The 24,212-nt window shown below is 64.2% G+C and carries 19 protein-coding genes and 1 pseudogene; 7 read left to right on the top strand and 13 right to left on the bottom strand.

Annotation, left to right across the window (positions count from 1 at the left end; genetic code table 11):
- Positions 1–85: 85 nt before the first annotated feature.
- The 3 genes and pseudogenes from C2H86_RS28705 to C2H86_RS12645 all read right to left on the bottom strand — a co-directional run bounded on the left by C2H86_RS28705 (position 86) and on the right by C2H86_RS12645 (position 3,174).
- On the bottom strand, positions 86–772 hold the full coding sequence (locus C2H86_RS28705; RefSeq protein ID WP_430738587.1) for a methyl-accepting chemotaxis protein: 687 nt from the start codon (positions 770–772) through the stop codon (positions 86–88).
- A gap of 219 nt (positions 773–991) precedes the next feature.
- Positions 992–1,984 (bottom strand): annotated as a pseudogene (locus tag C2H86_RS28700) (Cache 3/Cache 2 fusion domain-containing protein); the annotation flags it as partial.
- Positions 1,985–2,247: 263 nt separating this feature from the next.
- Entirely contained in the window at positions 2,248–3,174 is a 927-nt protein-coding gene (locus tag C2H86_RS12645) for a LysR substrate-binding domain-containing protein (protein ID WP_159412774.1), read from the bottom strand.
- A 156-nt stretch (positions 3,175–3,330) separates the two neighbouring features.
- On the opposite strand from C2H86_RS12645, the gene C2H86_RS12640 reads away from it, so the two are divergent.
- On the top strand, positions 3,331–4,713 hold the full coding sequence (locus C2H86_RS12640; RefSeq protein WP_159412773.1) for a NorM family multidrug efflux MATE transporter: 1,383 nt from the start codon (positions 3,331–3,333) through the stop codon (positions 4,711–4,713).
- A 79-nt stretch (positions 4,714–4,792) separates the two neighbouring features.
- Here C2H86_RS12640 and C2H86_RS12635 read toward each other — a convergent pair whose 3' ends face one another.
- Positions 4,793–6,460 (bottom strand): putative bifunctional diguanylate cyclase/phosphodiesterase, encoded by a 1,668-nt coding sequence (locus C2H86_RS12635; protein WP_159412772.1) that lies wholly within the window; start codon positions 6,458–6,460, stop codon positions 4,793–4,795.
- Between the two features lie 299 nt (positions 6,461–6,759).
- On the opposite strand from C2H86_RS12635, the gene rep reads away from it, so the two are divergent.
- Entirely contained in the window at positions 6,760–8,769 is a 2,010-nt protein-coding gene (rep, locus tag C2H86_RS12630; protein ID WP_027917001.1) for a DNA helicase Rep, read from the top strand.
- Positions 8,770–8,991: 222 nt separating this feature from the next.
- Positions 8,992–9,564 (top strand): xanthine phosphoribosyltransferase, encoded by a 573-nt coding sequence (locus C2H86_RS12625; RefSeq protein WP_003253535.1) that lies wholly within the window; start codon positions 8,992–8,994, stop codon positions 9,562–9,564.
- A 118-nt stretch (positions 9,565–9,682) separates the two neighbouring features.
- On the opposite strand, the gene C2H86_RS12620 is transcribed toward C2H86_RS12625, so the two are convergent.
- The 5 genes from C2H86_RS12620 to dadA form a co-directional block, all read right to left on the bottom strand.
- Positions 9,683–11,539 carry an acetyl-CoA hydrolase/transferase C-terminal domain-containing protein gene (locus C2H86_RS12620; protein WP_159412771.1) on the bottom strand — a complete coding sequence of 619 codons (1,857 nt, stop codon included), beginning with the start codon at positions 11,537–11,539 and terminating at the stop codon, positions 9,683–9,685.
- 209 nt (positions 11,540–11,748) lie between these two features.
- Positions 11,749–12,171 (bottom strand): c-type cytochrome, encoded by a 423-nt coding sequence (locus C2H86_RS12615; protein WP_205524604.1) that lies wholly within the window; start codon positions 12,169–12,171, stop codon positions 11,749–11,751.
- Between the two features lie 136 nt (positions 12,172–12,307).
- Positions 12,308–12,856, bottom strand: a complete 549-nt coding sequence (locus C2H86_RS12610; protein WP_027917004.1) for a cupin domain-containing protein — start codon at positions 12,854–12,856, stop codon at positions 12,308–12,310.
- A 110-nt stretch (positions 12,857–12,966) separates the two neighbouring features.
- Positions 12,967–14,040, bottom strand: coding sequence for an alanine racemase (alr, locus tag C2H86_RS12605; RefSeq protein WP_159412770.1), 1,074 nt, complete (start codon positions 14,038–14,040; stop codon positions 12,967–12,969).
- Between the two features lie 126 nt (positions 14,041–14,166).
- Positions 14,167–15,471 (bottom strand): D-amino acid dehydrogenase, encoded by a 1,305-nt coding sequence (gene dadA / locus C2H86_RS12600; protein WP_159412769.1) that lies wholly within the window; start codon positions 15,469–15,471, stop codon positions 14,167–14,169.
- 153 nt (positions 15,472–15,624) lie between these two features.
- Here dadA and dadR point away from each other — a divergent pair, with 153 nt between their 5' ends.
- Positions 15,625–16,113, top strand: coding sequence for a transcriptional regulator DadR (dadR, locus tag C2H86_RS12595; RefSeq protein WP_003258963.1), 489 nt, complete (start codon positions 15,625–15,627; stop codon positions 16,111–16,113).
- A 2-nt stretch (positions 16,114–16,115) separates the two neighbouring features.
- Here dadR and C2H86_RS12590 read toward each other — a convergent pair whose 3' ends face one another.
- Positions 16,116–16,469, bottom strand: coding sequence for a YkgJ family cysteine cluster protein (locus C2H86_RS12590; protein ID WP_159412768.1), 354 nt, complete (start codon positions 16,467–16,469; stop codon positions 16,116–16,118).
- Between the two features lie 103 nt (positions 16,470–16,572).
- Here C2H86_RS12590 and C2H86_RS12585 point away from each other — a divergent pair, with 103 nt between their 5' ends.
- Positions 16,573–17,865: an NAD(P)/FAD-dependent oxidoreductase gene (locus tag C2H86_RS12585; protein ID WP_159412767.1), complete on the top strand. Its 1,293-nt coding sequence runs from the start codon at positions 16,573–16,575 to the stop codon at positions 17,863–17,865.
- A gap of 18 nt (positions 17,866–17,883) precedes the next feature.
- On the opposite strand, the gene C2H86_RS12580 is transcribed toward C2H86_RS12585, so the two are convergent.
- Entirely contained in the window at positions 17,884–18,114 is a 231-nt protein-coding gene (locus C2H86_RS12580; protein WP_060507671.1) for a DUF1127 domain-containing protein, read from the bottom strand.
- 179 nt (positions 18,115–18,293) lie between these two features.
- On the opposite strand from C2H86_RS12580, the gene C2H86_RS12575 reads away from it, so the two are divergent.
- The gene (locus tag C2H86_RS12575; protein ID WP_159412766.1) at positions 18,294–19,724 is read left to right on the top strand and encodes a PLP-dependent aminotransferase family protein; all 1,431 of its coding nucleotides are present in this window, start codon (positions 18,294–18,296) and stop codon (positions 19,722–19,724) included.
- A gap of 59 nt (positions 19,725–19,783) precedes the next feature.
- The gene (locus tag C2H86_RS12570) at positions 19,784–21,337 is read left to right on the top strand and encodes a phospholipase D family protein (RefSeq protein WP_159412765.1); all 1,554 of its coding nucleotides are present in this window, start codon (positions 19,784–19,786) and stop codon (positions 21,335–21,337) included.
- 2 nt (positions 21,338–21,339) lie between these two features.
- On the opposite strand, the gene C2H86_RS12565 is transcribed toward C2H86_RS12570, so the two are convergent.
- Both C2H86_RS12565 and C2H86_RS12560 read right to left on the bottom strand, forming a co-directional pair.
- Entirely contained in the window at positions 21,340–22,479 is a 1,140-nt protein-coding gene (locus C2H86_RS12565) for an MFS transporter (protein ID WP_159412764.1), read from the bottom strand.
- 103 nt (positions 22,480–22,582) lie between these two features.
- Positions 22,583–24,076 (bottom strand): aldehyde dehydrogenase, encoded by a 1,494-nt coding sequence (locus tag C2H86_RS12560; protein WP_103448485.1) that lies wholly within the window; start codon positions 24,074–24,076, stop codon positions 22,583–22,585.
- Between the last annotated feature and the right edge of the window lie 136 nt (positions 24,077–24,212).

Here is a 24,212-nt window from a genome sequence, read left to right as displayed (position 1 = left end):
GGTACGGCGCAAGCCCAAGGTCTGCGGTAATCCTGTAGGAGCGGGCTTGTCCCGCGAAGGGGCTGCGAAGCGGCCCCCTGCAATCTCAGCGGAAGCGGTCCACTTCCTGGCGCAGTTGCGCCGCCAACCCTTCAAGCTCCTTCGCGGTAAAGGCCAGTTCATTGGCCACATCGCGCTGCTCGCTGTTGGCCTGGGCAATGCTCTGCAGGTTGCGGCTGAGCACCGTCGCCGTGCTGCTCTGCTCCTGGGTTGCCGTGCTGATCACCGCAAACTGCTCACCCGCCGTGCGGCTCTGCTCATCGATTCTCGCCAGCGCCTCGGCGACCTTGTCGTTGCGCGCCAGCCCTTCCTGCATCAGTTGATTGCCCTGCTCCAAGGTATTGATGGCGTGCCCGGTCTGTTGCTGGATGCTGGTGATCATCCCGGAAATCTCATCGGTCGCCTGGCGCGTGCGCGCGGCCAGCCCGCGCACCTCATCGGCGACCACGGCAAAGCCACGGCCTTGCTCACCGGCACGGGCAGCCTCGATGGCGGCGTTCAGCGCCAGCAGGTTGGTCTGCTCGGCAATCGCAGTGATCACGCTGATGATGCCGCCGATTTCCTGTGAACGTGCGCCAAGGCTGTCCATTACCGTGGCAGTGCCGCCCAGCGCTTCGGCAATCTGCCGCAGCGAGCTCGACGCTTCGTCCATGGCACTGCGGCCGATGCGGGTCTGCTGGGCGTTGTCGCGGGCCATGCGTTCGGTACCGGCCATGTTGTCGGCGATGTTCATCGAGGTCGCGCTGAACTCCTCAACCGCACCGGCCATGCTGGTGATCTCGCCGGACTGCTGGTCCATGCCCTCGCAGGCACCGGTAGACAGCCCGGACAGCGAACGCGCACGGCTGCTGACCTGCTCGGAGGCACTGCGAATGTGCTCGACCATGGTCGCCAGCGCCTCACCCATCTGGTTGAAGCTGCGCGCCAGCTGGCCGATCTCGTCATGGCTGGACACGCTCAGGCGCGCATTCAGGTCGCCGGCACCCAGTGCCTCGGCCTGGCGCACCAGGTCATCCAGCGGCCGCAGCTTGCGGCGCAGCAGCCACAGGGTGGCGGCCACGGCCAGCAGCATCGCCAGCAGGCTGCCGATGGCCAGGCGCAGGCCGACGCTCCAGGTCACTTCGCGAATTTCCGCCTTCGGCATGCTGGCGACCACGGTCCAGGGGCCCTCGGCGAACGGCGCGCTGGCGCTGAACAGGTCCTGGTCGGCATTGGCCGGCGGCACCAGCCATTGGTCTTTTTCATCGCGAATGGCCAGGGAGCCGGTTTCACCGATACGGAAGCGCTTGAGGTTGGCGAACTGGGCGTTCTGCGCGTCGGTGTAGTCGAAGCCGACGAACAGCACCGCGATCACCCGGCCGCTGCTGTCGCTGACCGGCACGTAGCGGGTCATGTAGTTGCGCTCGAACAGCACGGCGCGGCCGACGTACATCTGCCCGGCCAGCAGCTTGGTATAGGCCGGGTGCTGGCGGTCGAGCTGGGTACCGATGGCGCGGGTGCCGTCCTGTTTCTTCAGGTTGGTGCTGATGCGCACGAAGTCCTCGCCGCTGCGCACGAACAGGGTCGCGATGCCGGCGGTCATCTGCTGGAATTCGTCGACCACCTGGAAATCGTTGTTCAGCAGCCGATCGCCCAGGTACAGGGCGGGCGTGGCAAGGCCTGCGACCTGCACGGTCTCGCCAGCGTGCAGCGACAGGCCCGAGGCGAAGCGGCGCTCGAACAGGCCGCTCAGGCGCTGGGTGTTGTCCTTGAGCGAACCGTGGAAGGTATCGAGCTGATCGGCCAGCAGTCGCGCTTCGCTGGCCAGGTGGGCCTGGCGGGTGGCGAGGTTGGCGTCGTCCAGCGCACGCAGGGCGAACAGGGTACTGCCGGTAATCACCAGCGCCAGCACGACGGCGAGGGCGACACCGAGTTGCGAGGCAATTCGGGCACGCGGTTGAGACATGAAGAAGCTCCTGGCAAGAGGCCGGGATCGTCCCTGATCACGCTGACCGCCCGCTTGTTATAGACAGGAAATCGCGCCCTCTTCCGGGACGCTGGTGCCAGTAGATCGGCGACGCTTCTGAATACTTGAGTGTCGGACCGGGGTATTCGCAAACGTTTTCCTTTTGCCTGTTCCGGCCTCTTCGCGGGGCAAGCCCGCTCCTACAGTCGAGCGCGCGTCCCTGTAGGAGCGGGCTTGCCCCGCGAAGAGGCCAGTGCAGGCAGTCAAAGGGCTGGCAGGATTTCCACCGCAGGCAAGTCAACTGCCGCCGCCTCTTCCTGCAAAAACACGCTCAACCGCCGCAACCGCTCCCCGCCTGGCCGGGTCCGCGGCCACACCAGGTAATAATCCATGCCACTAGGCACCGCCGTCGGCCAAGGCAAACTCAAGCGCCCCTGAGCCACATCCTCGGCAACCATCAGCAAGTCGCCCATCGAGATGCCGTAACCCCGCGCCGCCGCGATCATGCCCAGCTCCAGGGTATCGAACACCTGCCCGCCCTTGAGCGACACCTTGTCGCTGAGCCCCATGCGCTCCAGCCATTCGCGCCAGTCACGCTTGTCGGGGGTCGGGTGCAGCAGCTCGATACCGGCCAGCCGCCGCTCGTCCCACGGCCCTTCCTGTAGCAGGTCCGGCGCCCCTACCGGGATCAACAGCTCGGAAAACAACCGACGCACTTCCCAGTCCGCCGGGAATACCCCGTCGCTGAGCAGCACCGCGCAATCGAACGGTTCCTGGTTGAAGTCCACATGGTCGACATCCATCCAGGCACTGGTCAGCTGCACCTCGTTGCCGGGCTGCAGGTGCCTGAAGCGGCTCAGCCGTGCCAGTAGCCAGCGCATGGTCAGCGTGGACGGCGCCTTCATGCGCAGGATGTCATCCTCCCCGCGCAAGGTATCGCAGGCCCGCTCCAGCGCCGCAAAGCCTTCGCGCACGCCGGGCAGCAGCACCCGTGCCGCTTCGGTCAGCTGCAGGCTGCGACCACTGCGCACGAAGAGCCGACAGGCGAAATGCTCTTCGAGGGTGCGAATATGCCGGCTCACCGCGCTCTGGGTGATCGACAGCTCTTCACCGGCACGGGTGAACGAGCTCAACCGCGCAGCCGCTTCGAATGCGCGCAGTGCATACAGGGGAGGCAGCTGGCGGGACATGGGGCACCTGTCATCCGGGGGTGGGAATGGAATGCACAGAATCATATATGCATGAGTTCAACTCATGCCAACCATCGCATTTATCCTTTTGTGCAAAGTTGACCGAAGCCTCAGAATCGTCGCCTTGCTCACAGGATCAGGAAGAAGGACACCCCCATGCATGTCGCGCCCACCACAGAACTCAAGGCTTTGCTGCGCCTGGCCGGGCCGCTGATCGCCTCGCAGTTGGCGCACATGCTGATGGTGCTCACCGACACCCTGATGATGGCCCGCATCAGCCCGCAGGCCCTGGCCGGTGGCGGGTTGGGTGCGGCGAGCTATTCGTTCGTGTCGATCTTCTGCCTGGGCGTGATTGCCGCAGTGGGCACCCTGGTGGCGATCCGCAAAGGCGCCAGCGACATCGAGGGCGCCACCCGCCTGGCGCAGAACGGCCTGTGGCTGGCATGGGGCCTGGCACTGGTGGCGGCACTGGTGCTGTGGAACCTGAAACCGGTGCTGTTGCTGTTCGGCCAACAGCCGGAGAACGTTGACTCGGCCGCCGAGTTCCTCACCCTGCTGCCACTGGCCCTGCCCGGCTACCTTACCTTCATGGCCCTGCGCGGCTTCACCAGTGCGCTGGGGCGTTCGACCCCGGTGATGGTCATCAGCCTGGTCGGCACGGTGCTCAACTACCTGTTCAATGTCGCCTTGATCGAAGGCATGTTCGGCCTGCCGAAGCTGGGCCTGATGGGTATCGGCCTGGTCACCGCAGTGGTGTCGATGGGCATGGCCATCGCCCTGGCCTTGTACATCCGCTGGCATCCGGCTTACGCCGACTACCCGCTGCGCAAAGGGCTGTCGCGCCCCTCGTTGCCTGCCCTGCGTGAGCTGTGGCGGCTGGGCCTGCCGATTGGCGGCACCTACATGGTGGAAGTCGGGCTGTTCGCCTTCGCCGCGCTGTGCATGGGCGTGCTCGGCAGCACGCAGCTGGCGGCGCACCAGATTGCCCTGCAGATCGTCTCCACCGCGTTCATGGTGCCGACCGGGCTGTCGTATGCGGTGACCATGCGCGTTGGCCTCTACTATGGCGCCGGTAACCTGTTGGCCGCCCGCAGCGCCGGGCGGGTGGGGATCGGCTTCGGGGCGACGATCATGTTTGCCTTTGCAGCGTTGTTCCTGCTGCTGCCGGAGGCGCTGGTGGGGGCATTCATCGACCGCAATGACCCTGGCTTTGCAGCGATCTATCAGCTGGCCGTGCAACTGGTGATGGTGGCAGCGTGGTTCGAGCTGTTCGATGGCATGCAGACCATCGCCATGGGCTCGATCCGTGGGCTGAAGGACGCCAAGACCACGTTCCTGATCGGGCTGTGCTGCTACTGGCTGGTGGGGGCGCCGAGTGCCTGGTTGTTCGCCTTCAACCTCGGTGGCGGCGCGGTGGGGATCTGGTGGGGGCTGGCGTTGGGACTGGCGTGCGCGGCGGTGGCTTTGACTCTTGGGTTCGAGTGGCGAATGAAGCGGTTGCTGCGCAAGGCCGGAGTTGGGGCTGCTGTATCGACCTGACGGGAGGGCCTCTTCGCGGGACAAGCCCGCTCCTACAAGGATCGCGCAGGCCTGTAGGAGCTTGCCCCGCGAAGAGGCCCTAGAGGGCAGCTACGAGCTGTCGCTCGGACGCCTGTAGCAAATATTCCATCAGCTCGTCCACCGGCAGCGGCTTGCTAACCAGGAACCCTTGCACCTGGTCACAGCCAAATCCGCGCAGCAAGGCCATTTGCTCTGGGCTTTCCACACCCTCGGCCACCACTTCCAGGTTGAGGTTGTGCGCCAGGTTGATCATGGCGTGCACCAGCTTGCGGTTCTCTTCGCGCATCTCCATCTCGGCAACGAAGCTGCGGTCGACCTTGAGCAAGGTGATCGGCAGGCTGTTCAGGTGCACGAACGACGAGAAGCCGGTACCGAAGTCGTCCAGCGAGAAGCGCACTCCCAGCCGCCCGAGGGCGTCCATGGTCTGGCGCACCAGCTCGTTGCGGCGCATCACTGCCGTTTCGGTCAGTTCAAATTCCAGCCAACGGGCATCAACGCCGTGTTCGATGATCAACCGGCTCAGGGTGGCCAGCAACTGGCTGTCCTGGAACTGGCGGAAGCTCAGGTTCACCGCCATGTGCAGCGGCGCAAGCCCACGCTCGCGCAGCGCCTGCATGTCGCGCAGGGCACGGGAAATAACCCAGTAGCCCAGCGGTACGATCAGCCCGCTCTGCTCGGCCAGCGGCACGAACTCGCTGGGCGGCAGCAAACCGCGCTCGGCATGGCGCCAGCGCACCAGGGCCTCGAGGCCGACGATGCGCCCATCGGCAAGGTTCAGCCGCGGCTGGTAATGCAGCTCCAGTTCGTCGCGGCGCAAGGCTCGGCGCAGTTCGCTTTCCAGGTCGGCCAGGCTGCGCGCGTTGCGGTTGATGCGTTCGTTGAACACGTGGAAGGTGCAGCCTTGGCTGCCCTTGGCCTGACGCATGGCGATGTGCGCATGCCACATCAGCGGGTCGGGCCCGCCCTGTGCGCGGGCGTGGGCCAGGCCCAGGCTGCAGCCGAGCAGCAGGCTTTCGCCGTCGATCCAGTAAGGCTCGGCCAGCGCCTCGACGATACGTTCGGCGATCCATTCGGCGCGGTTGGCATCGCGGCGCGTGTCGATCAGCAAGGCGAATTCGTCGCTGCCCAGGCGCGCAAGCTGGTCACCGGCCTCCAGTTGCAGCTTGAGGCGCGCCACCACCTGCAGGATCAGGCGGTCGCCGCACTGATGGCCAAGGGCGTCGTTGACATGACGGAAGTTGTCCAGGTCCAGGTGGCCGAGGGCCACGCCGCGGCCTTCGTTCTCGGCCAGGCGCGTGGTCAGCAGGGCCTGGAAGCCCTGGCGGTTGGCAATGCCGGTCAGTGGGTCCTGCTCGGCCAGGCGCTGCAAGGTGGCCACCAGCACACCGCGCTCGCGCACATGGCGCAACGAGCGGCGCAGGGCATCGACGTTGAGCTGGTCGCGTACCAGCCAGTCACTGACGCCCGTTGGGGCAGCGTCTGGTTCATGGTCAAGCAAGAGGATGGTCGGCAGCTCGCAGCGCCCCGGTGCGGGCTGCAACGCCGGCGTGGCCAGCACCACCGCCTGGCGGTCAGCGCTGAAAAGGGTATCGACTGCCGCCCAGTTCGGCGCAGTCAGCAATACTGCGGTACCTTCCAGCGGTAGCAGGCATTCGCGTAACAAGGCGGCCCATTCCGGCTCATCAGCCAACAGCAGCAAACGCAAAGGTTCGACAGGCGTGGACAAGCGGGCTCCTTAAGACTCGAAAGGTGTAGCGTTGGATATCGGACATGCTACTGCATAAATGAAAATGATTTTCACTTTTAGACATGTCCTTTGCCTACAGTGCCTCCCGTCGCATTTTGACGTGCATCCTGCGCGAAAGTCGTCAAACCGGCAATTACGATTTTTCCGGTGAATAGCATTAGTTTCACTAATGCTTATCCCTGAACAAAAGTCTGACTCAAACGTCAGACGGTCGCGCCACAAGTGGCCCATGCCTGTTAGAATGCGCGGCTATTTTCTGGCGACCCCCGGTTTCTAGCATGTCCCGACTCAATCCCCGGCAACAGGAAGCCCGTGACTACGTCGGCGGCCCTCTATTGGTGCTCGCCGGTGCTGGCTCGGGCAAGACCAGCGTGATCACGCGCAAAATTGCCCACCTCATCCAGAACTGCGGCATCCGTGCCCAGTACATCGTGGCGATGACCTTCACCAACAAGGCCGCCCGCGAGATGAAGGAGCGGGTCGCCACCCTGCTGCGTCCAGGGGAAGGCCGGGGCCTGACGGTGTGCACCTTCCACAACCTGGGCCTGAACATCATCCGCAAGGAACACGAGCGCCTGGGCTACAAGCCGGGCTTCTCGATCTTCGATGAATCCGACATCAAGGCGCTGCTGTCGGACATCATGCAGAAGGAATACTCCGGCGACGACGGCATCGACGAGATCAAGAACATGATCGGTGCCTGGAAAAACGACCTGATCCTGCCCGCCGAAGCCCTGGAAAAGGCGCGCAACCCGCGCGAGCAGACCGCCGCCATCGTCTACACCCACTACCAGCGCACGCTCAAGGCGTTCAACGCGGTGGATTTCGACGACCTGATCCTGCTGCCGGTCAAGCTGTTCCAGGAGCACCCCGACGTGCTCGAGCGCTGGCAGAACCGCGTGCGCTACCTGCTGGTGGACGAATACCAGGACACCAACGCCAGCCAGTACCTGCTGGTGAAGATGCTGATCGGCATGCGCAACCAGTTCACCGTGGTGGGCGATGACGACCAGTCGATCTACGCCTGGCGTGGCGCACGCCCAGAGAACCTGATGCTGCTCAAGGAGGACTACCCCTCCCTGAAGATCGTCATGCTCGAACAGAACTACCGCTCCACCAGCCGCATCCTGCGCTGCGCCAACGTGCTGATCGCCAACAACCCGCATGCTTTCGAAAAGCAGCTGTGGAGCGAGATGGGAGTCGGCGACGAGATCCGCGTGATCCGCTGCAAGAACGAGGAAGCCGAGGCCGAACGCGTGGCCATGGAGATCCTCACCTTGCACCTGCGCACCAACCGCCCGTACAGCGACTTCGCCATCCTCTACCGCGGCAACTACCAGGCCAAGCTGATCGAACTGAAGCTTCAGCACCACCAGGTGCCATATCGCCTGTCGGGCGGCAACAGCTTCTTCGGCCGCCAGGAGGTCAAGGACCTGATGGCCTACCTGCGCCTGCTGGTGAATCCGGACGACGACAACGCCTACCTGCGGGTGATCAACGTACCACGCCGGGAAATCGGCTCGACCACCCTGGAAAAGCTCGGCAACTATTCCACCGAACGCGGCATCTCGATGTACGCCGCCAGCGAGGAGCTGGGCCTGGGTGAGCACCTGGACGCCCGCTACACCGAGCGCCTGCAGCGCTTCAAGCATTGGCTCGACGGCGTGCGCCACAAGGTCGCCCTGGAAGACCCGATTGCCGCGCTGCACGAGATGATCCGCGACATCGACTACGAGAACTGGATCCGCCAGCAGACCGCCAGCGACAAGGCGGCGGAATTCCGCATCAGCAACGTCTGGTTCCTGGTCGAAGCGCTGAAGAACACCCTAGAAAAGGACGAAGAGGGTGACATGACCATCGAGGACGCCATCGGCAAGCTGGTGTTGCGCGACATGCTCGAGCGCCAGCAGGAAGAGGAAGAAAACGCCGAAGGTGTGCAGATGATGACCCTGCACGCCTCCAAGGGCCTGGAATTCCCATACGTGTTCATCATGGGCATGGAGGAGGAAATCCTCCCCCACCGCTCCAGCATCGAAGCCGACACCATCGAAGAGGAACGCCGCCTGGCCTACGTGGGCATCACCCGCGCGCGCCAGACCCTGGCCTTCACCTTCGCCGCCAAGCGCAAGCAGTACGGTGAGATCATCGACTGCACGCCGAGCCGGTTCCTCGATGAATTGCCACCGGACGACCTGGCCTGGGAAGGCCTGGACGACGCGCCGGTCGAGGTGAAGGCCGCTCGCGGCAACAACGCCCTGGCCGATATCCGGGCGATGCTCAAACGCTGATCAACCTTTATTCTTTAATTCTGCCGCTATTTGCGGCCACGGTGGTTTGTATGGCCGATTTGTGAGGCCAAATTCGAGTGCCAGAGTTCGACACGCAAGGCGCCGCGACGAGTCGTAGCCCAGCTACGGCGAGGAGCGGCAACGCAGCGTGACGAAGTCTGGCGCCGAAGTTGGGCTTACAAATCGGCCATACAGACCACTACCTACATCGAGGAAAACATAGTGGAAGCACTGCATCAGAAGATTCGCGAAGAAGGCATCGTGCTTTCCGACCAGGTTCTCAAAGTCGACGCGTTTCTCAACCACCAGATCGACCCGGCGCTGATGCAGCTGATCGGTGACGAGTTCGCCCGCCTGTTCGCCGATGCCGGCGTGACCAAGATCGTCACCATCGAAGCCTCGGGCATTGCCCCGGCGGTGATGACCGGCCTGAAGCTGGGCGTACCGGTGATCTTCGCGCGCAAGCACCAGTCGCTGACCCTGACCGAGAACCTGCTGACCGCCTCGGTGTACTCCTTCACCAAGCAGACCGAGAACACCGTGGCCATTTCGCCGCGCCACCTCAACAGCAGCGACCGCGTGCTGGTGATCGACGACTTCCTGGCCAATGGCAAGGCGTCGCAGGCATTGATCTCGATCATCAAGCAGGCCGGTGCCACCGTGGCCGGCCTGGGCATCGTCATCGAGAAGTCGTTCCAGGGCGGCCGTGCCGAGCTGGACAGCCAGGGCTACCGCGTCGAATCGCTGGCCCGGGTGAAGTCGCTGGAAGGTGGTGTGGTCAGCTTCATCGAGTGATGGCCCTTGGGGCCGCTTTGCGGCCCATCGCGACCTGCGGTCGCTCCTACGAAGGAACGCGATCCCCTGTAGGAGCGACCGTAGGTCGCGATGGGCTGCAAAGCAGCCCCGGCGATCTTCAAGTCGCCGCCAACCCCGCCAGCAACAACCGCTGATACAGTTCTTCCTTCAACCCCTGCGGCCGCTCCAGCTGCATCCGCGCCAGGTGCGCCTCATACCCTTCCGGCCCCGGCGCCTCCAGTGCCGCCTTGCCCAGCTCCAGCACTTCGCTCAACTTGAACTTGCTCTTCAACCAGTTCAGCGCCCGCAACAAGTCCCGCTCTTCTGCCGTGAAATCCGTGCCTAGCGGATACTCGGGGAACAGTCGCGCATGCCGCACCTTGATCGCTTCCAGCCGCTCAGGCGTATTGTCAGTAAACCGCGCATCCAGCTGAAAGTCCCTGGCCAGCTTGCCAGCACGCTTGGCCTGCTCCATCAACTCGTCCTGGAACCGCGAATCGCTCACCGCCAGCAGCCGCGCAATCACCTCGCTGTCGGTCTGCCCACGCAAATCGGCAATGCCGTACTCGGTCACCACGATATCGCGCAGGTGCCGCGGAATGGTGCAGTGGCCGTATTGCCAGAACAGGTTGGATGTCACCTCACCGCCCGACTCGCGCCAGCTGCGCAGCAGCAGGATCGAGCGCCCTCCTTCCAGTGCATGGCCCTGGGCAACGAAGTTGTATTGCCCGCCGACCCCGCTGAGTACGCGCCCGTCCTCCAGCTGGTCGGCCACCCCGGCGCCGAGCAGGGTCATGCCGAACACCGTGTTGACGAAGCGCGCATCGCGGCGCTGGCGGCGCTTGAGGTCTTCCTGGCCGTACAGTTCGTTGATGAAGCTGATGCGGGTCATGGCGAACCGGGCGCGCTGCTCCAGCGGCATCTCGCGCAGACGCTGGTAGAACGCCTGCGGGCCGAGGAAGAATCCACCATGCGCCAGCACGCCCTGCTCGTCTGCCGGGCGCCGCACCACACCGGCCTCGGCCAGCGCCAGCAGGCCGTTGACGAACATTTCGCTGCACCCGTACAGGCCCTGAGCGAAGGCATCCACCCCCCCTTCCCGCTCGATCAGCGCTTGCCACGGGCCGACATCCAGTTCGCCGAGCAAGGCGCGATACCCTTCGTTGTCACCTTGACGGGCAAGCAACGCGGCCGCCAGCGCATCCCCCATGGCGCCGATGCCAATTTGCAGGGTGCCGCCGTCGCGCACCAGCGAACTTGCGTGCAAGCCAATGCAGTGGTCCTGGGTGGTAACCGGCATGTTCGGGGTAGAGAACAGCCGGCGCTGCTCCGCTTCGTCGATCAACAGGTCGAACGCGTCGATTGGCAGTTCGGCATCGCCCGGCATGTAGGGCAATTCGGTATGCACCTGGCCGAGCATGAGGATGGTTTCACCTGCCGCACGCCGCTTGGCGATCATCGGCTGCAGGTCGAGGGTGATGTCGGGGTTGCAGGCCAGGCTCAGGTGGACGGGCTTCTCCGGCGTGGCAGCGACCAGCTGGGCCACCAGGTTCAGTCCCTTGGCGTTGATGTCGCGCGCGGCGTGGCTGTAGTTGCTGCTGATGTAGTCCTGCTGGGCGGTCTCGCTGTGCAGCAGGCTGCCGGGTTGCATGAAGAACTGCTCGACGCGGATGTTCGGTGGCAGGTTGTCGTTGCGCAGGTCGGCGAGGTAAGTGAGTTCTTCGTAATCGGCGAATACGCGTTCGACGAAGGGCTCAAGGAAGCGCCTTTGCAGGCCGTCGCCCAAGGGTGGCCGCCCCAGGGATAACGCCGTGTAGATTGTCAGGCTCCGCTCCGGTAATTCGCGCACGCGGGCGTACAGCGCGTTGACGAAGGCGTTGGGCTTGCCCAGGCCCAGCGGCAGGCCCATGTGGATATGGGCTGGCAGGCGGGAGAGGACCTGCTCGACGGCCTGGTCGATGGAGCAAAGGTGCATCGTGGCCTCCTGAATCTTCCATGGGTCAGGGATTGGACATGGCTCTAGTGGGTTGGTTGCCTGTGCCGGCCCTTTCGCGGGGCAAGCCCGCTCCTACAAGGATTTCGACGTACCTGTAGGAGCGGGCTTGCCCCGCGAAAGGGCAGGCACAGACTACACAAATACAAAGCCCGCCGAAGAAGGCGGGCCTTGTGCAATTAATCTGTGGCTCAGAGCCCGGACATCTTCTTGATGGCCCCTTTCAGATCGTCATCCGAGCAGTCGGCGCAGGTGCCCTTGGGCGGCATGGCATTCACGCCGGTAATCGCCTTGGCCAGAATCCCGTCTACGCCACCTTGTTCATCCGCGCGTTTCTTCCAGGCAGCGGTATCGCCAATCTTCGGCGCCCCCAGCAAGCCGGTGCCGTGGCAGGCGTTGCAGTGCTTGGCAATCACATCATCCGGCGTCTTGGCCCCGCCGCCCCCTGCTGCGGCAGCCACTTCCATGCCCTTGCATTCCTGGCCCTGCACACACACCTGGCCCACCGGCTCAAGGCGTTTGGCGAGCTCGTCGTTGGTCGCTGCGGTTGCGCTCATTGCCCAAAGGGCGAATACGGCTGCTGGTACGGCCAGCATCTTCTTGATTTGGTTCACGCGAACACCCTCATGGTGGCTAATCACGCCCGCGGCCACGGTAACGCGAGCGTTGAAAAGTATAGCGGGAACCCGGAAAGCGTGAAACGACCCTACTGAGGAAAGGGGTATTGCCGAAGCAATGCACTGCGCTGGATCAAAAGTTCGACGGTGTCGCCGCGCTGATCAGCCGCGCAGGCGCGTCGAACGGGTTGCGGAAACGGTGCGGACGGGTGCTTTCAAAGTAGTAGCTGTCGCCCGCCTCAAGGATGAAGATCTCGTTGCCCACCACCAGCTCAAGCTTGCCTTCGAGCAGGATGCCGGTTTCTTCACCATCGTGAGTGAGCATCTCGGCACCGGTATCGGCACCCGGCGGGTAGACCTCGGTCAGGAAGGCGATGGCGCGGTTGGGGTGCGACTTGCCCACCAACTTCATGGTCACCGCACCGTCGGAGATGTCGATCAGCTCGTGGGCCTTGTAGACAATCTGCGCGGGGCTTTCGGCCTCCAGCTCGACCGAAAAGAACTCGACCATCGACATGGGAATGCCGCTGAGGACCTTGCGCAGCGAGCTGATCGAAGGGCTGACGCTGTTCTTCTCGATCATCGAGATGGTGCTGTTGGTCACCCCCGCTCGCTTGGCGAGTTCCCGCTGGGACAGGCCCTTGAGCTTGCGGATGGCTTGCAGTCGTTCGCCGACGTCCAAAGCTGGAGCCTCCTGAAACGGTGAGATGGCGGGGTGAATGTGAACGATATCATGGCAATGCCGTTCAGTATTTACAACACACCGCCCCTCAAGCTGTCCGCTTCGGCGCCTTATTCGCCGTAATAGTCCAGCGGCACGCGTTTCAGGTTGCAGAAGATCTGGTAGGGAATGCTCCCGGCCTGCATCGCCACATCACTGGCCAGCACCTGCTTGCCCCACAGCTCGACCGGGCTGCCGACGGTGGCCTCGGGCACATCGGTGAGGTCGATGCAGAGCATGTCCATCGACACACGGCCGATCAGCTGGCTGCGCTTGCCGGCAACCATCACCGGCGTGCCGGTGGGCGCATGGCGTGGGTAGCCGTCGGCGTAGCCCATGGCGACCACACCGACACGGGTCGGGCGCGGGCTGACGAACTTGGCGCCGTAGCCCACCGGTTCACCGGTAGGCAGCTCGCGCACGCTGATGACCCGCGACTGCAGGGTCATCACCGGCTGCAGGCGCGCTGCCTGGGGCTGGTCGGCTTCGAAGGGGCTGGCGCCATACAGCATGATGCCTGGGCGCACCCAGTCGCTCGGGGCCTGCGGCCAGGCCAATACTCCGGGCGAATTGCGCAGGCTGCATTCGGCAGCCAGGCCTTCACGGGCGGCGTTGAACACGGCGATCTGCAGCTCGGTGGCGTCGGCCTCCGGCTCGTCGGCGCGGGCAAAGTGGCTCATCAGCACGATGCGCGAAACCTTGCCGCTGGCCAGCAAGCGCTGGTAGGCGTCGTGGTAGTCCTTGGGGTGCAGGCCGACGCGGTGCATGCCGCTGTCGAGCTTGAGCCAGATAGTCAACGGCTTGTGCACCTGGGTCTGCTCGAGGGCTTCGAGCTGCCACAGCGAATGCACCACGCACCACAGGTCGTGCTCGGCGATCAGCGCCAGCTCGCTGGCTTCGAAGAAACCTTCGAGCAGCAGTACCGGGCCCTTGATGCCGGCGGCGCGCAACTCCAGCGCTTCTTCGATGCAGGCCACGGCAAAGCCATCGGCTTCGGGCTCCAGGGCCAGGGCGCAACGCACGGCACCGTGGCCGTAGGCATCGGCCTTGACCACGGCGAGGGCCTTGGCACCGGACAGTTCACGGGCCAGGCGGTAGTTGTGGCGGAGGGCTTGCAGGTCGATCAGGGCGCGGGCGGGACGCATGGCGGCTGCCTTATGGTGTTCAGGTTGAAATCAGTGTTGGATTCTTCGCGGGTCAAGCCCGCTCCCACAGAGATCGCGCAATCTGTGGGAGCGGGCTTGCCCGCGAAGGGGCCGGTACAGGCAACCTTACTGCTGGTGGGCCGGCGCAGTCTGACCGTGCCTGGCGACTTCCGGGCTGTTGCCATACCGGGAGATGTCCAGGCCTTCGGCACTGATCTGCGGCTTCTTGCGCGCAATCAGGTCGGCCAGCAAGCGGCCAGAACCGCACGCCATGGTCCAGCCCAGCGTACCGTGGCCGGTGTTGAGGAACAGGTTGCGGAACGCGGTGGCACCCACGATCGGCGTACCGTCCGGGGTCGCCGGGCGCAGGCCGGTCCAGAAGCTGGCCTCGCTCAGGTCGCCGCCGCGAGGATAAAGGTCGTTGACGATCATCTCCAGCGTTTCGCGTCGACGCGGGTTCAGCGACAGGTCAAAACCGGCGATTTCAGCCATGCCGCCAACGCGGATGCGGTTGTCGAAACGGGTGATCGCGACCTTGTAGGTCTCGTCGAGAATGGTCGAGGTCGGCGCCATATCAGCATTGGTGATCGGCACGGTCAGCGAGTAACCCTTGAGCGGATACACCGGAGCCTTGATGCCCAGGGGCTTGAGCATCTGCGGCGAGTAGCTGCCCAGGGCCAGCACGTAGCGGTCGGCGGTTTCCAGCTTGCCGTCGATCCACACACCGTTGATGCGGTCACCGGCAAAGTCCAGGCGCTGGATGTCCTGGCCAAAGCGGAACTCCACCCCCAGCTTCACCGCCATTTCGGCGAGCTTGGTGGTGAACAGCTGGCAGTCGCCGGTCTGGTCGTTGGGCAGGCGCAGGGCGCCGGCGAGGATGTCTTTCACCCCGGCCAGGGCCGGCTCGACACGGGCGATGCCATCGCGGTCGAGCAGCTCATAAGGCACGCCGGACTGTTCGAGCACGGCGATGTCCTTGGCCGCAGCGTCAACCTGGGCCTGGGTGCGGAACAGCTGGGTAGTACCCAGGCTACGGTTCTCGTAGGCAATACCGGTTTCGGCGCGCAGTTCGTCGAGGCAGTCACGGCTGTACTCGGACAGACGCACCATGCGCTCCTTGTTCACTGCGTAGCGGCTGGCGGTGCAGTTGCGCAGCATTTGCGCCATCCACAGGTACTGGTCGACATCACCGGTCAGCTTGATGGCCAGGGGCGCGTGGCGCTCCAGCAGCCACTTGATGGCTTTCAGCGGCACGCCAGGGGCGGCCCAGGGCGAGGCATAGCCGGGCGAGATCTGGCCTGCGTTGGCAAAGCTGGTTTCCAGGGCCACTGCCGGCTGGCGGTCGACCACGGTCACCTCAAAGCCTTGCCGGGCCAGGTAATAGGCACTGGCGGTACCAATCACCCCGCTACCAAGTACCAATACTCGCATCGTTCATCCCTCGCACGCGGCGCACCGCTATTTTGTTGATATGGCATGGATGCGCGCAGTATAAGAATCTGAGCCCAGTGCAATTCACTATATAAAAGCCTATTATTGGCGAGAATTCTCGGCAAAATCGCCTTTCACGGAGGGGCATCCCCTATGAGAACCCAGCACCAGAGCAAACGTGAACTGGACAAGATCGACCGTAACATCCTGCGCATCCTGCAGAATGACGGGCGTATTTCCTTCACCGAACTGGGCGAGAAAGTTGGGCTTTCCACCACCCCTTGCACCGAGCGCGTACGCCGCCTGGAGCGCGAGGGCATCATCATGGGCTACAACGCCCGCTTGAATCCGCAGCACCTCAAGGGCAGCCTGCTGGTGTTCGTGGAAATCAGCCTGGACTACAAGTCCGGCGACACCTTCGAGGAGTTCCGCCGTGCGGTGCTCAAGCTGCCCCATGTGCTGGAATGCCACCTGGTATCCGGTGACTTCGACTATCTGGTGAAAGCGCGCATTTCGGAAATGGCCTCGTACCGCAAGCTGCTCGGCGACATTCTGCTGAAGCTTCCACACGTGCGCGAGTCGAAGAGCTACATCGTGATGGAAGAGGTGAAAGAGAGCCTCTGCCTGCCGATCCCTGACTGAGGCTAGACCAGCACCTGGCGCGTGCTGGCAATGAACTGGTGGACCAGCTGTTCGGCTTCGGGTTCGATCATCTGGTCCGGGCCACGGCCACGCGGGCAGGCCATGCGCGGCGTGGTGCCGAACAGGCGGCAGATCATCGGCCGTTCTTCATAGACGGTGCAGCCGTTGGGGCCCAGGTGCACGCAGTTAAGGTGCTCCAGCGCGGCATCCTGCTCGGCCTGGGTCTTGCGCGGCAAGCGAGCCATCTCTTCAGACGAGGTGGTCACCGGGCCGCAGCAGTCATGGCAGCCCGGCTCGCATTCGAATGAAGGAATGAGCTCGCGCAGGAAGTGGATCTTGTGGCGGTTGCAGGACATGGCTGGGTACAAGATTGAAAGTGAAATCCGGCTTGAATTATAGGACCAATTGCCTAGCCACGGCTTATCCTCCTACAACCAAAACCGCCACAGGACCTCGCTCATGATCCACAGCGCGCAGCACGCCGCCTCCTACTACGCCGCCAGCAGCGCGCCCCACCCGGACCATTCCTTCCTGCAAGGCGAACACAGTGCCGACGTGTGCATCGTCGGTGGTGGCTACTCGGGCTTGAACACCGCCATCGAACTGGCCGAGCGCGGCTTCTCGGTGATCCTCCTGGAAGCACGCAAGCTCGGCTGGGGCGCCAGCGGACGCAATGGCGGCCAGCTGATTCGCGGCGTCGGTCACGGCCTGGAGCAGTTTCTCCCGGTGATCGGCGAGGAAGGCGTACGCAGCCTGAGGCTGATGGGCCTGGAAGCCGTGGAGATCGTTCGCGAACGGGTCGAGCGCCACGCCATCGCCTGCGACCTGACCTGGGGCTACTGTGACCTGGCCAACAAACCCGGCGAGCTGAAGGGTTTTGCCGAGGATGCCGATGAACTGCGCAGCCTGGGCTACCGCCACGAACTGCGCTTGGTGGGCAAGGACGACATGCACAGCGTGGTGGGCTCCGACCGCTACGTCGGCGGCCTGATCGACATGGGTTCGGGCCACCTGCACCCGCTCAACCTGGCCCTGGGTGAAGCGGCCGTGGCCAGCCACCTGGGGGTGAAGCTGTTCGAACAGTCAGAGGTCACGCGCATCGACTACGGCCCTGAAGTCCAGGTGCACACCGCCCAGGGTCGGGTGCGCGCCAAGACCCTGGTGCTGTGCTGCAATGCCTACCACAACGACCTCAACCGCGAGCTGGGCGGCAAGGTGCTGCCCGCCGGTAGCTACATCATTGCCACCGAGCCGCTTGACGAAGAACGCGCCCATCAGTTGCTGCCGCAGAACATGGCCGTGTGCGACCAGCGCGTGGCGCTGGACTACTATCGCCTGTCGGCCGACCGCCGCCTGTTGTTCGGCGGTGCCTGCCACTATTCCGGGCGCGACCCGAAGGACATCGCTGCCTACATGCGGCCGAAGATGCTCCAGGTGTTCCCGCAACTGGCGGATGTGCGCATCGATTATCAGTGGGGCGGCATGATCGGCATCGGCGCCAACCGCCTGCCACAGGTCGGCCGCCTGGCCAGCCAGCCTAACGTCTACTACGCCCAGGCCTACGCGGGCCACGGCCTCAACGCCACCCACCTGGCCGCGCGCCTGCTGGGTGAAGCGATCAGCGGCCAGGAAAGCGGGCGCTTCGACCTGTTCGCCAAGGTGCCGCACGTCACCTTCCCCGGCGGCAAGCACCTGCGCTCGCCAGTACTGGCCCTGGGGATGCTCTGGCATCGCCTGAAAGAGCTCATCTAGCGCCTGCGGCCTACTGCGTCAGTCTTTCCAGAAGGGTTTGCGACCCTCGGTACGTGCCTGCTCCCAACTCAGGCCGATGTCCCGCAACTGGTCATCATCCAGTTGCAGCAGGGCCCGGCGGGTGTGCCAGCGGTGCAGCATCAGCCCCCAACGCCCGAGCCCTGCCGGTGCGTTGAAAACCTTGGTCTGCTGCCCGGCGTCCAGTTCCTTGGCCAACAGTTGCAAGCGCACATCGCTCATGCCACCCATCGCTGCTCTCTCCCATTCAGTGTGTAACCGTGGAGAAAGCATGCGCGACGACAGGTGTGGCAATACAGATCCAATACAGGCTTATTATTCCCATACAGAATTGGTCGTCTGACGCCTGAATGCTGTATTTTCAACGCAACTGTACTGGTCGCTTCCTACAAGAAGCGTAGGAGTATGCCGTGACCCTCTACCTGAACCTCGCCGAGCTGCTCGGTGCGCGCATCGAACAGGGCCTCTACCGCCCCGGCCAACGCCTGCCCTCGGTGCGCGCCCTCAGCGTGGAGCACGGCGTCAGCCTGAGTACCGTGCAGCAGGCCTACCGCATGCTCGAAGACAGCGGCATGGTCTCGCCACGGCCCAAGTCCGGCTATTTCGTCAGCGACCATCGCCACCTCCCTGCCCTGCCCGCCGTCAGCCGCCCGGCCCAACGCCCGGTGGATATCTCGCAATGGGAACAGGTGCTCGAACTGGTACGCAGTACCCCGCGTCAGGATGTGATCCAGCTCGGCCGCGGCATGCCCGACATCGACAGCCCGACCCTCAAGCCGCTGCTGCGCAGCCTCGCCCAACTGAGCCGGCGCCAGGACATGCCCGGGCTGTACTACGACAACATCCACGGCAACCTGGCCCTGCGCGAGCAGATCGCCCGGTTGATGCTCGACTCCGGCTGCCGCCTGGGCCCGGCCGACCTGGTGGTGACCACGGGCTGCCATGAGGCGCTGTCGTGCAGCATCCGTGCAGTGTGCGAGCCGGGCGATATCGTCGCGGTCGACTCGCCAAGCTTCCACGGCGCCATGCAGACCCTCAAGGGCCTGGGCATGAAGGCCCTGGAAATTCCTACCGACCCGGTCACCGGCATCAGCCTCGAAGCCCTGGAGTTGGCGCTCGATCAATGGCCGATCAAGCTCATCCAGATCACCCCGAGCTGCAACAACCCGCTCGGCTACATCATGCCCGAAGCCCGCAAGAAAGCCCTGCTGAGCCTGGCCCAGCGCTACGATGTGGCCATTCTTGAAGACGATGTGTATGGCGACCTGGCTTACACCTACCCTCGCCCGCGCACCCTCAAGTCGTTCGACGACGACGGTCGCGTGCTGCTGTGCAGTTCGTTCTCCAAGACCCTCGCACCTGGCCTGCGCATCGGCTGGGTCGCCCCCGGCCGCTACCTGGAGCGGGTGCTGCACATGAAGTACATCAGCACCGGCAGCACTGCCAGCCAGCCGCAACTGGCAATCGCCGACTTCATCGCCGCTGGCCACTACCAGCCCCATGTACGACGCATGCGCAGCCAGTACCAGCGTGGCCGCGACCTGATGAGCGACTGGGTAACCCGTTATTTCCCGCCCGGTAGCCGAGTCAGCCGGCCGCAAGGCGGTTTCATGCTGTGGGTGGAGTTGCCCGAAGATTTCGATACGCTGCGCCTGAACCGCGCTTTACTGGAGCAGGGTGTGCAGATCGCCGTGGGCAGCATCTTCTCGGCCTCGGGCAAGTTCCGTCATTGCCTTCGCATGAATTTCGCCGCGCGGCCGACACCGAAGATCGAAGCGGCCGTGCGCAAGGTTGGTGAAACCGCCCTTCGTCTACTGGCTGAAGACAACGCCCAGGCGTAACTTTGCGCCGCCTTTCGTAGTCCAACCCTTAGCGCTGTGCTGTACAGGACGATTCACCCTTGAGACTCCAGCGAGCCTTGCCTCTGCTGCTGGTGCTGCTACTCGGCCTCGATGGCTGTGCCAGCGTCGGCACGCCCCGCGAAACCAGCCAAGCGCTGCCCGCCAACGAGTCGGCCTTCGGCCGCTCGGTGTTGCGCCAGGCCGCACCCTATGACGGGCGTTCGGGCTTTCGTTTGCTGCCCAACAGCAACGAGGCCTTCCGTGCCCGCGCCGAGCTGATTCGCAACGCCCAGGCGAGCATCGACCTGCAGTACTACATCGTCCACGATGGCTTGAGCACCCGCGCCCTGGTGCACGAACTGCTGCGTGCAGCCGACCGCGGCGTACGTGTGCGCATCCTGCTCGACGACACCACCAGCGATGGCCTGGACACGATCATGGGCACCCTCGATGCCCACCCGAACATCGAGATCCGCGTGTTCAATCCGTTGCACCTGGGGCGCAGCACAGGCGTGACGCGCGCAGTCGGGCGCCTGTTCAACCTGTCGCGCCAGCACCGGCGCATGCACAACAAGTTGTTTCTGGTGGACAACAGCATGGCCATCGTCGGCGGGCGCAACCTGGGTGACGAGTACTTCGATGCCGAACCCAACCTCAACTTCACCGACATCGACCTGCTCGGGGTTGGCCCAGTGGCCGAGCAACTGGGGCACAGCTTCGACCAGTACTGGAACAGCGCCCTGAGCCGGCCGATCACCGACTTCCTCTGGCACGCCCCGGATGCCGACGACCTGCGCGCCAGCCGCCAGCGCCTGGAAGTGTCCCTGGCCCAGGCGCGGGTACAGCGCAAGGCTCTGTATGACCGGCTCATGTCCTATCAGTCGCAGCCGCGCCTGGATGTGTGGCGCAACGAGCTGATCTGGGCCCACGCCCAGGCACTGTGGGATGCGCCGAGCAAGGTGCTGGCCGAGGATGAGCCGGACCCGCAACTGCTGATGAGCCAGCAACTGGCACCGGACCTGGCCAACGTGCAGCGCGAGCTGATCCTGATGTCGGCCTATTTCGTGCCGGGTGAGCCGGGCTTGCTGTACCTGACCGGCCGGGCCGACGCCGGGGCTTCGGTCAAGCTGCTGACCAACTCGCTGGAAGCCACTGACGTGCCAGCCGTGCATGGTGGCTATGCCCCTTATCGCCGCGCGCTGCTCGAGCATGGGGTACAGCTGTTTGAACTGCGTCGCCAGCCGGGTGACCCCAGTGCCGGGCACCTGAGTTTCCGTGGCAGCTCCGACTCGAGCCTGCATACCAAGGCCATCGTGTTCGACCGGCGCAAGACCTTTGTCGGCTCGTTCAACTTCGACCCTCGCTCGGTGCTGTGGAACACCGAGGTTGGCGTACTGGTGGACAGCCCGGAGCTGGCCGAATACACCCGCGAGCTGGCCCAGCAGGGTATGGCGCCAGCGTTGAGTTACCAGGTCAAGCTGGTGGGTGACAAGCTGGTCTGGGCGACTGAGGACAATGGCCAACGGCACATGCTGACATCAGAACCAGGCGGCCTCTGGCGACGCTTCAATGCCTGGATCAGTAAGGCCGTTGGCCTGGAGAAAATGCTCTAGGCTCAGGCCGAGGCAGGCTCGAATGCTCCGCGCCTGCGGGTCAGCACCACCAGCCCGGCCGCCCCCGCCGCCATCAGCCACAGCAGCGCATGCCCGCTGATCCATTGGCTACCCGCGCCGGCCAGCAGCGGCCCGAGCAGGCAACCGATACCCCAGAGCTGCGCCACATGAGCATTGGCCCGCACCAGGGCGTCATCGCGGTAACGCTCGCCGATCAATATCAGCGACAAGGTGAACAAGCCACCGGCACTGGCACCGAACAACACCCACAGGGGCCAGATCGCGGGCGTGTCCAGCAGCAATGGAATCGCCAGGCTGGACACCATCAAGGTCACCGCGCAGCCGGTGAACAGCGCCTGCCGCGACATATGGTCGGCCAAAGCGCCGATCGGCAGCTGCAGCACCGCGTCGCCCACCACCACGGTGCTGACCATGAACAGGGCGATCTCGGTGCTGAAGCCCTGCTGCAGGCAATACACCGGCAACAAGGTAAGAATCATCGCCTCGAAGGCGGCAAACAGGGCGACAGCCCAGGCAATCACCGGCAAGCGGCGGCAGAAGGCGAACAGGTCACCGAAGGTCACGCTGCAGGCTTCGGTGCTGGGTGCGCCACCACGCCCGAGCAGCAGCAAGGGTGCCAGCAGCAGCAGACCGGTGGCGGCCCAGAAGCCGAAGTCATCATCGGAGCCGAGGAAGCCCAGCACCAACGGCCCGGCCAGCTGGCTCAGCGCGTAGCTGCTGCCGTACAGCGCCACCAGGCGACCGCGCCATTGCTCGACCACCAGCTGATTGATCCAGCTCTCGCCGAGGATGAACACCACGGTCAACGACATGCCAATGAGCAGGCGCAAGGCAAGCCACAGCGGGTAGCTTGGCAGCAGCGCCACCAGGCCAATGGACAGCGCCCCACCCCACAGGCACAGGCGCATCGCCGAGGGCACGCCGACCCAGCCTGCCAGGCGGCTGGCCAGGCTGGCACCGAGCAGCACGCCCAGCGCCGGCATTGCCGCCATCACACCGATGGCGAACCCACCGTAGCCCCAGGCCTCAAGGCGCAGGGACACCAGCGGCATGCTCACACCCAGCGCGAGCCCGACACTGAGCACCGACGCCAGCACGGCAAAGTAGGTTCCCCAACGCATTGCAGCCTCCCAGGCAGAATTCTTGAATGGCAGAAACGACGAAGCCGGGGCGGTATGAGCCGCCCCGGCTATTGTTGGGCCGCAAAGCGGCCCCCCACTGGAATTACAGCTTGATCCAGGTCGCCTTCAGCTCGGTGTACTTCTCCAGCGCGTGCAGCGACTTGTCACGGCCGTTGCCCGACTGCTTGAAGCCACCAAACGGCGCGGTCATGTCGCCGCCGTCGTACTGGTTGACCCAGACACTGCCAGCGCGCACGGCACGGGCAGTCTTGTGGGCCTTGGAGATGTCCGAGGTCCAGATGCCAGCGGCCAGGCCATACGGGGTATCGTTGGCGATGGCGATGGCTTCCTCGGCGGTGTCGAAGGCGATTACCGACAGCACTGGGCCGAAAATTTCTTCCTGGGCGATCTTCATGGCGTTGGTCACGCCGTCGAAGATGGTCGGCTCGACGTAGGTGCCACCGGTTTCTTCCAGGGTGCGCTTGCCACCGGCCAGCAGCTTGGCGCCGTCCTTGTGGCCGGCGTCGATGTACGACAGCACGGTATTCATCTGCTGGGTGTCGACCAGTGCACCGACGGTGGTCTGTGGGTCCAGCGGGTTGCCAGGCTTCCAGCCTTTGAGGGCCTCGACCACCATTGGCAGGAACTTGTCCTTGATCGAACGCTCGACCAGCAGGCGAGAACCGGCGGTGCAGACTTCGCCCTGGTTGAAGGCGATGGCGCTGGCGGCAGCTTCAGCTGCGGCTTGCAGGTCCGGGGCGTCGGCGAAGACGATGTTCGGGCTCTTGCCGCCGGCTTCCAGCCAGATGCGCTTCATGTTCGACTCGCCGGCGTAGACCATCAGCTGCTTGGCGATCTTGGTCGAACCGGTGAACACCAGGGTGTCGACGTCCATGTGCAGGGCCAGGGCCTTGCCCACGGTGTGGCCGTAGCCTGGCAGCACATTCAGCACGCCGGCCGGGATGCCGGCTTCGATCGCCAGCTGGGCGATGCGGATGGCGGTCAGCGGGGATTTTTCGGACGGCTTGAGCACCAGCGAGTTGCCGGTAGCCAGGGCCGGGGCGATTTTCCAGCAGGCCATCAGCAGCGGGAAGTTCCACGGCACGATGGCACCGACCACGCCCACCGGCTCACGGGTCACCAGGCCGAGCTGGTCGTGTGGCGTCGGGGCGACTTCGTCGTAGACTTTGTCGATGGCTTCGGCGGTCCAGTGAATGGCTTGCGCTGCGCCCGGCACGTCGATGCTGGAGGAGTCGCCGATAGGCTTGCCCATGTCCAGGGTTTCCAGCAGCGCCAGCTCTTCGACATTCTTGCGCAGCAGGTCGGCGAAGCGGATCAGCTTGGCCTTGCGCTTGGCCGGGGCCAGTTGCGACCAGACGCCGGAATTGAAGGTGGCGCGGGCGTTTTCCACGGCGCGGTTGGCGTCGGCCAGGTCGCAGCTGGCAACCTTGGCCAGGAAGCGTCCGTCGACCGGGCTCAGGCAGTCGAATGTTTCACCGGATGCGGCGTCGGTGTATTCGCCGTTGATGAAGGCGCGGCCTTCAATCTTCAGTTGCTGGGCACGTTGTTCCCAGTCCGCACGAGTCAGGGTGGTCATACGAAACTCCTCCTCTTGTTTAGGTGCAACGCCGCACTGAGGACTCACTGGCGTTGTCAGAATGCTGGCCGGGCGACGAGCGCACACGGGCAAGCGATACCCTAAACCAGGCGGGGTAAAGTATCAATATATTTGA

This window comes from Pseudomonas putida, from assembly GCF_009883635.2.
GTDB classification, from domain to species: Bacteria; Pseudomonadota; Gammaproteobacteria; order Pseudomonadales; family Pseudomonadaceae; genus Aquipseudomonas; species Aquipseudomonas putida_W.
The sequence above is the reverse complement of the archived record's forward strand: the minus strand, read 5'-3'. Positions and strand labels throughout refer to the sequence as shown.

Excerpts from the sequence above, each read along its gene's own strand:
- rep (WP_027917001.1), top strand. The coding sequence starts at position 6,760 with ATGTCCCGACTCAATCCCCGGCAACAGGAAGCCCGTGACTACGTCGGC.
- C2H86_RS12560 (WP_103448485.1), bottom strand. The coding sequence starts at position 24,076 with ATGACCACCCTGACTCGTGCGGACTGGGAACAACGTGCCCAGCAACTG.
- C2H86_RS12585 (WP_159412767.1), top strand. The coding sequence starts at position 16,573 with ATGATCCACAGCGCGCAGCACGCCGCCTCCTACTACGCCGCCAGCAGC.
- C2H86_RS12590 (WP_159412768.1), bottom strand. The coding sequence starts at position 16,469 with ATGTCCTGCAACCGCCACAAGATCCACTTCCTGCGCGAGCTCATTCCT.
- C2H86_RS28705 (WP_430738587.1), bottom strand. The coding sequence starts at position 772 with ATGAACATCGCCGACAACATGGCCGGTACCGAACGCATGGCCCGCGAC.
- C2H86_RS12640 (WP_159412773.1), top strand. The coding sequence starts at position 3,331 with ATGCATGTCGCGCCCACCACAGAACTCAAGGCTTTGCTGCGCCTGGCC.
- dadR (WP_003258963.1), top strand. The coding sequence starts at position 15,625 with ATGAGAACCCAGCACCAGAGCAAACGTGAACTGGACAAGATCGACCGT.
- C2H86_RS12645 (WP_159412774.1), bottom strand. The coding sequence starts at position 3,174 with ATGTCCCGCCAGCTGCCTCCCCTGTATGCACTGCGCGCATTCGAAGCG.
- C2H86_RS12580 (WP_060507671.1), bottom strand. The coding sequence starts at position 18,114 with ATGGGTGGCATGAGCGATGTGCGCTTGCAACTGTTGGCCAAGGAACTG.
- C2H86_RS12565 (WP_159412764.1), bottom strand. The coding sequence starts at position 22,479 with ATGCGTTGGGGAACCTACTTTGCCGTGCTGGCGTCGGTGCTCAGTGTC.
- alr (WP_159412770.1), bottom strand. The coding sequence starts at position 14,040 with ATGCGTCCCGCCCGCGCCCTGATCGACCTGCAAGCCCTCCGCCACAAC.
- dadA (WP_159412769.1), bottom strand. The coding sequence starts at position 15,471 with ATGCGAGTATTGGTACTTGGTAGCGGGGTGATTGGTACCGCCAGTGCC.
- C2H86_RS12620 (WP_159412771.1), bottom strand. The coding sequence starts at position 11,539 with ATGCACCTTTGCTCCATCGACCAGGCCGTCGAGCAGGTCCTCTCCCGC.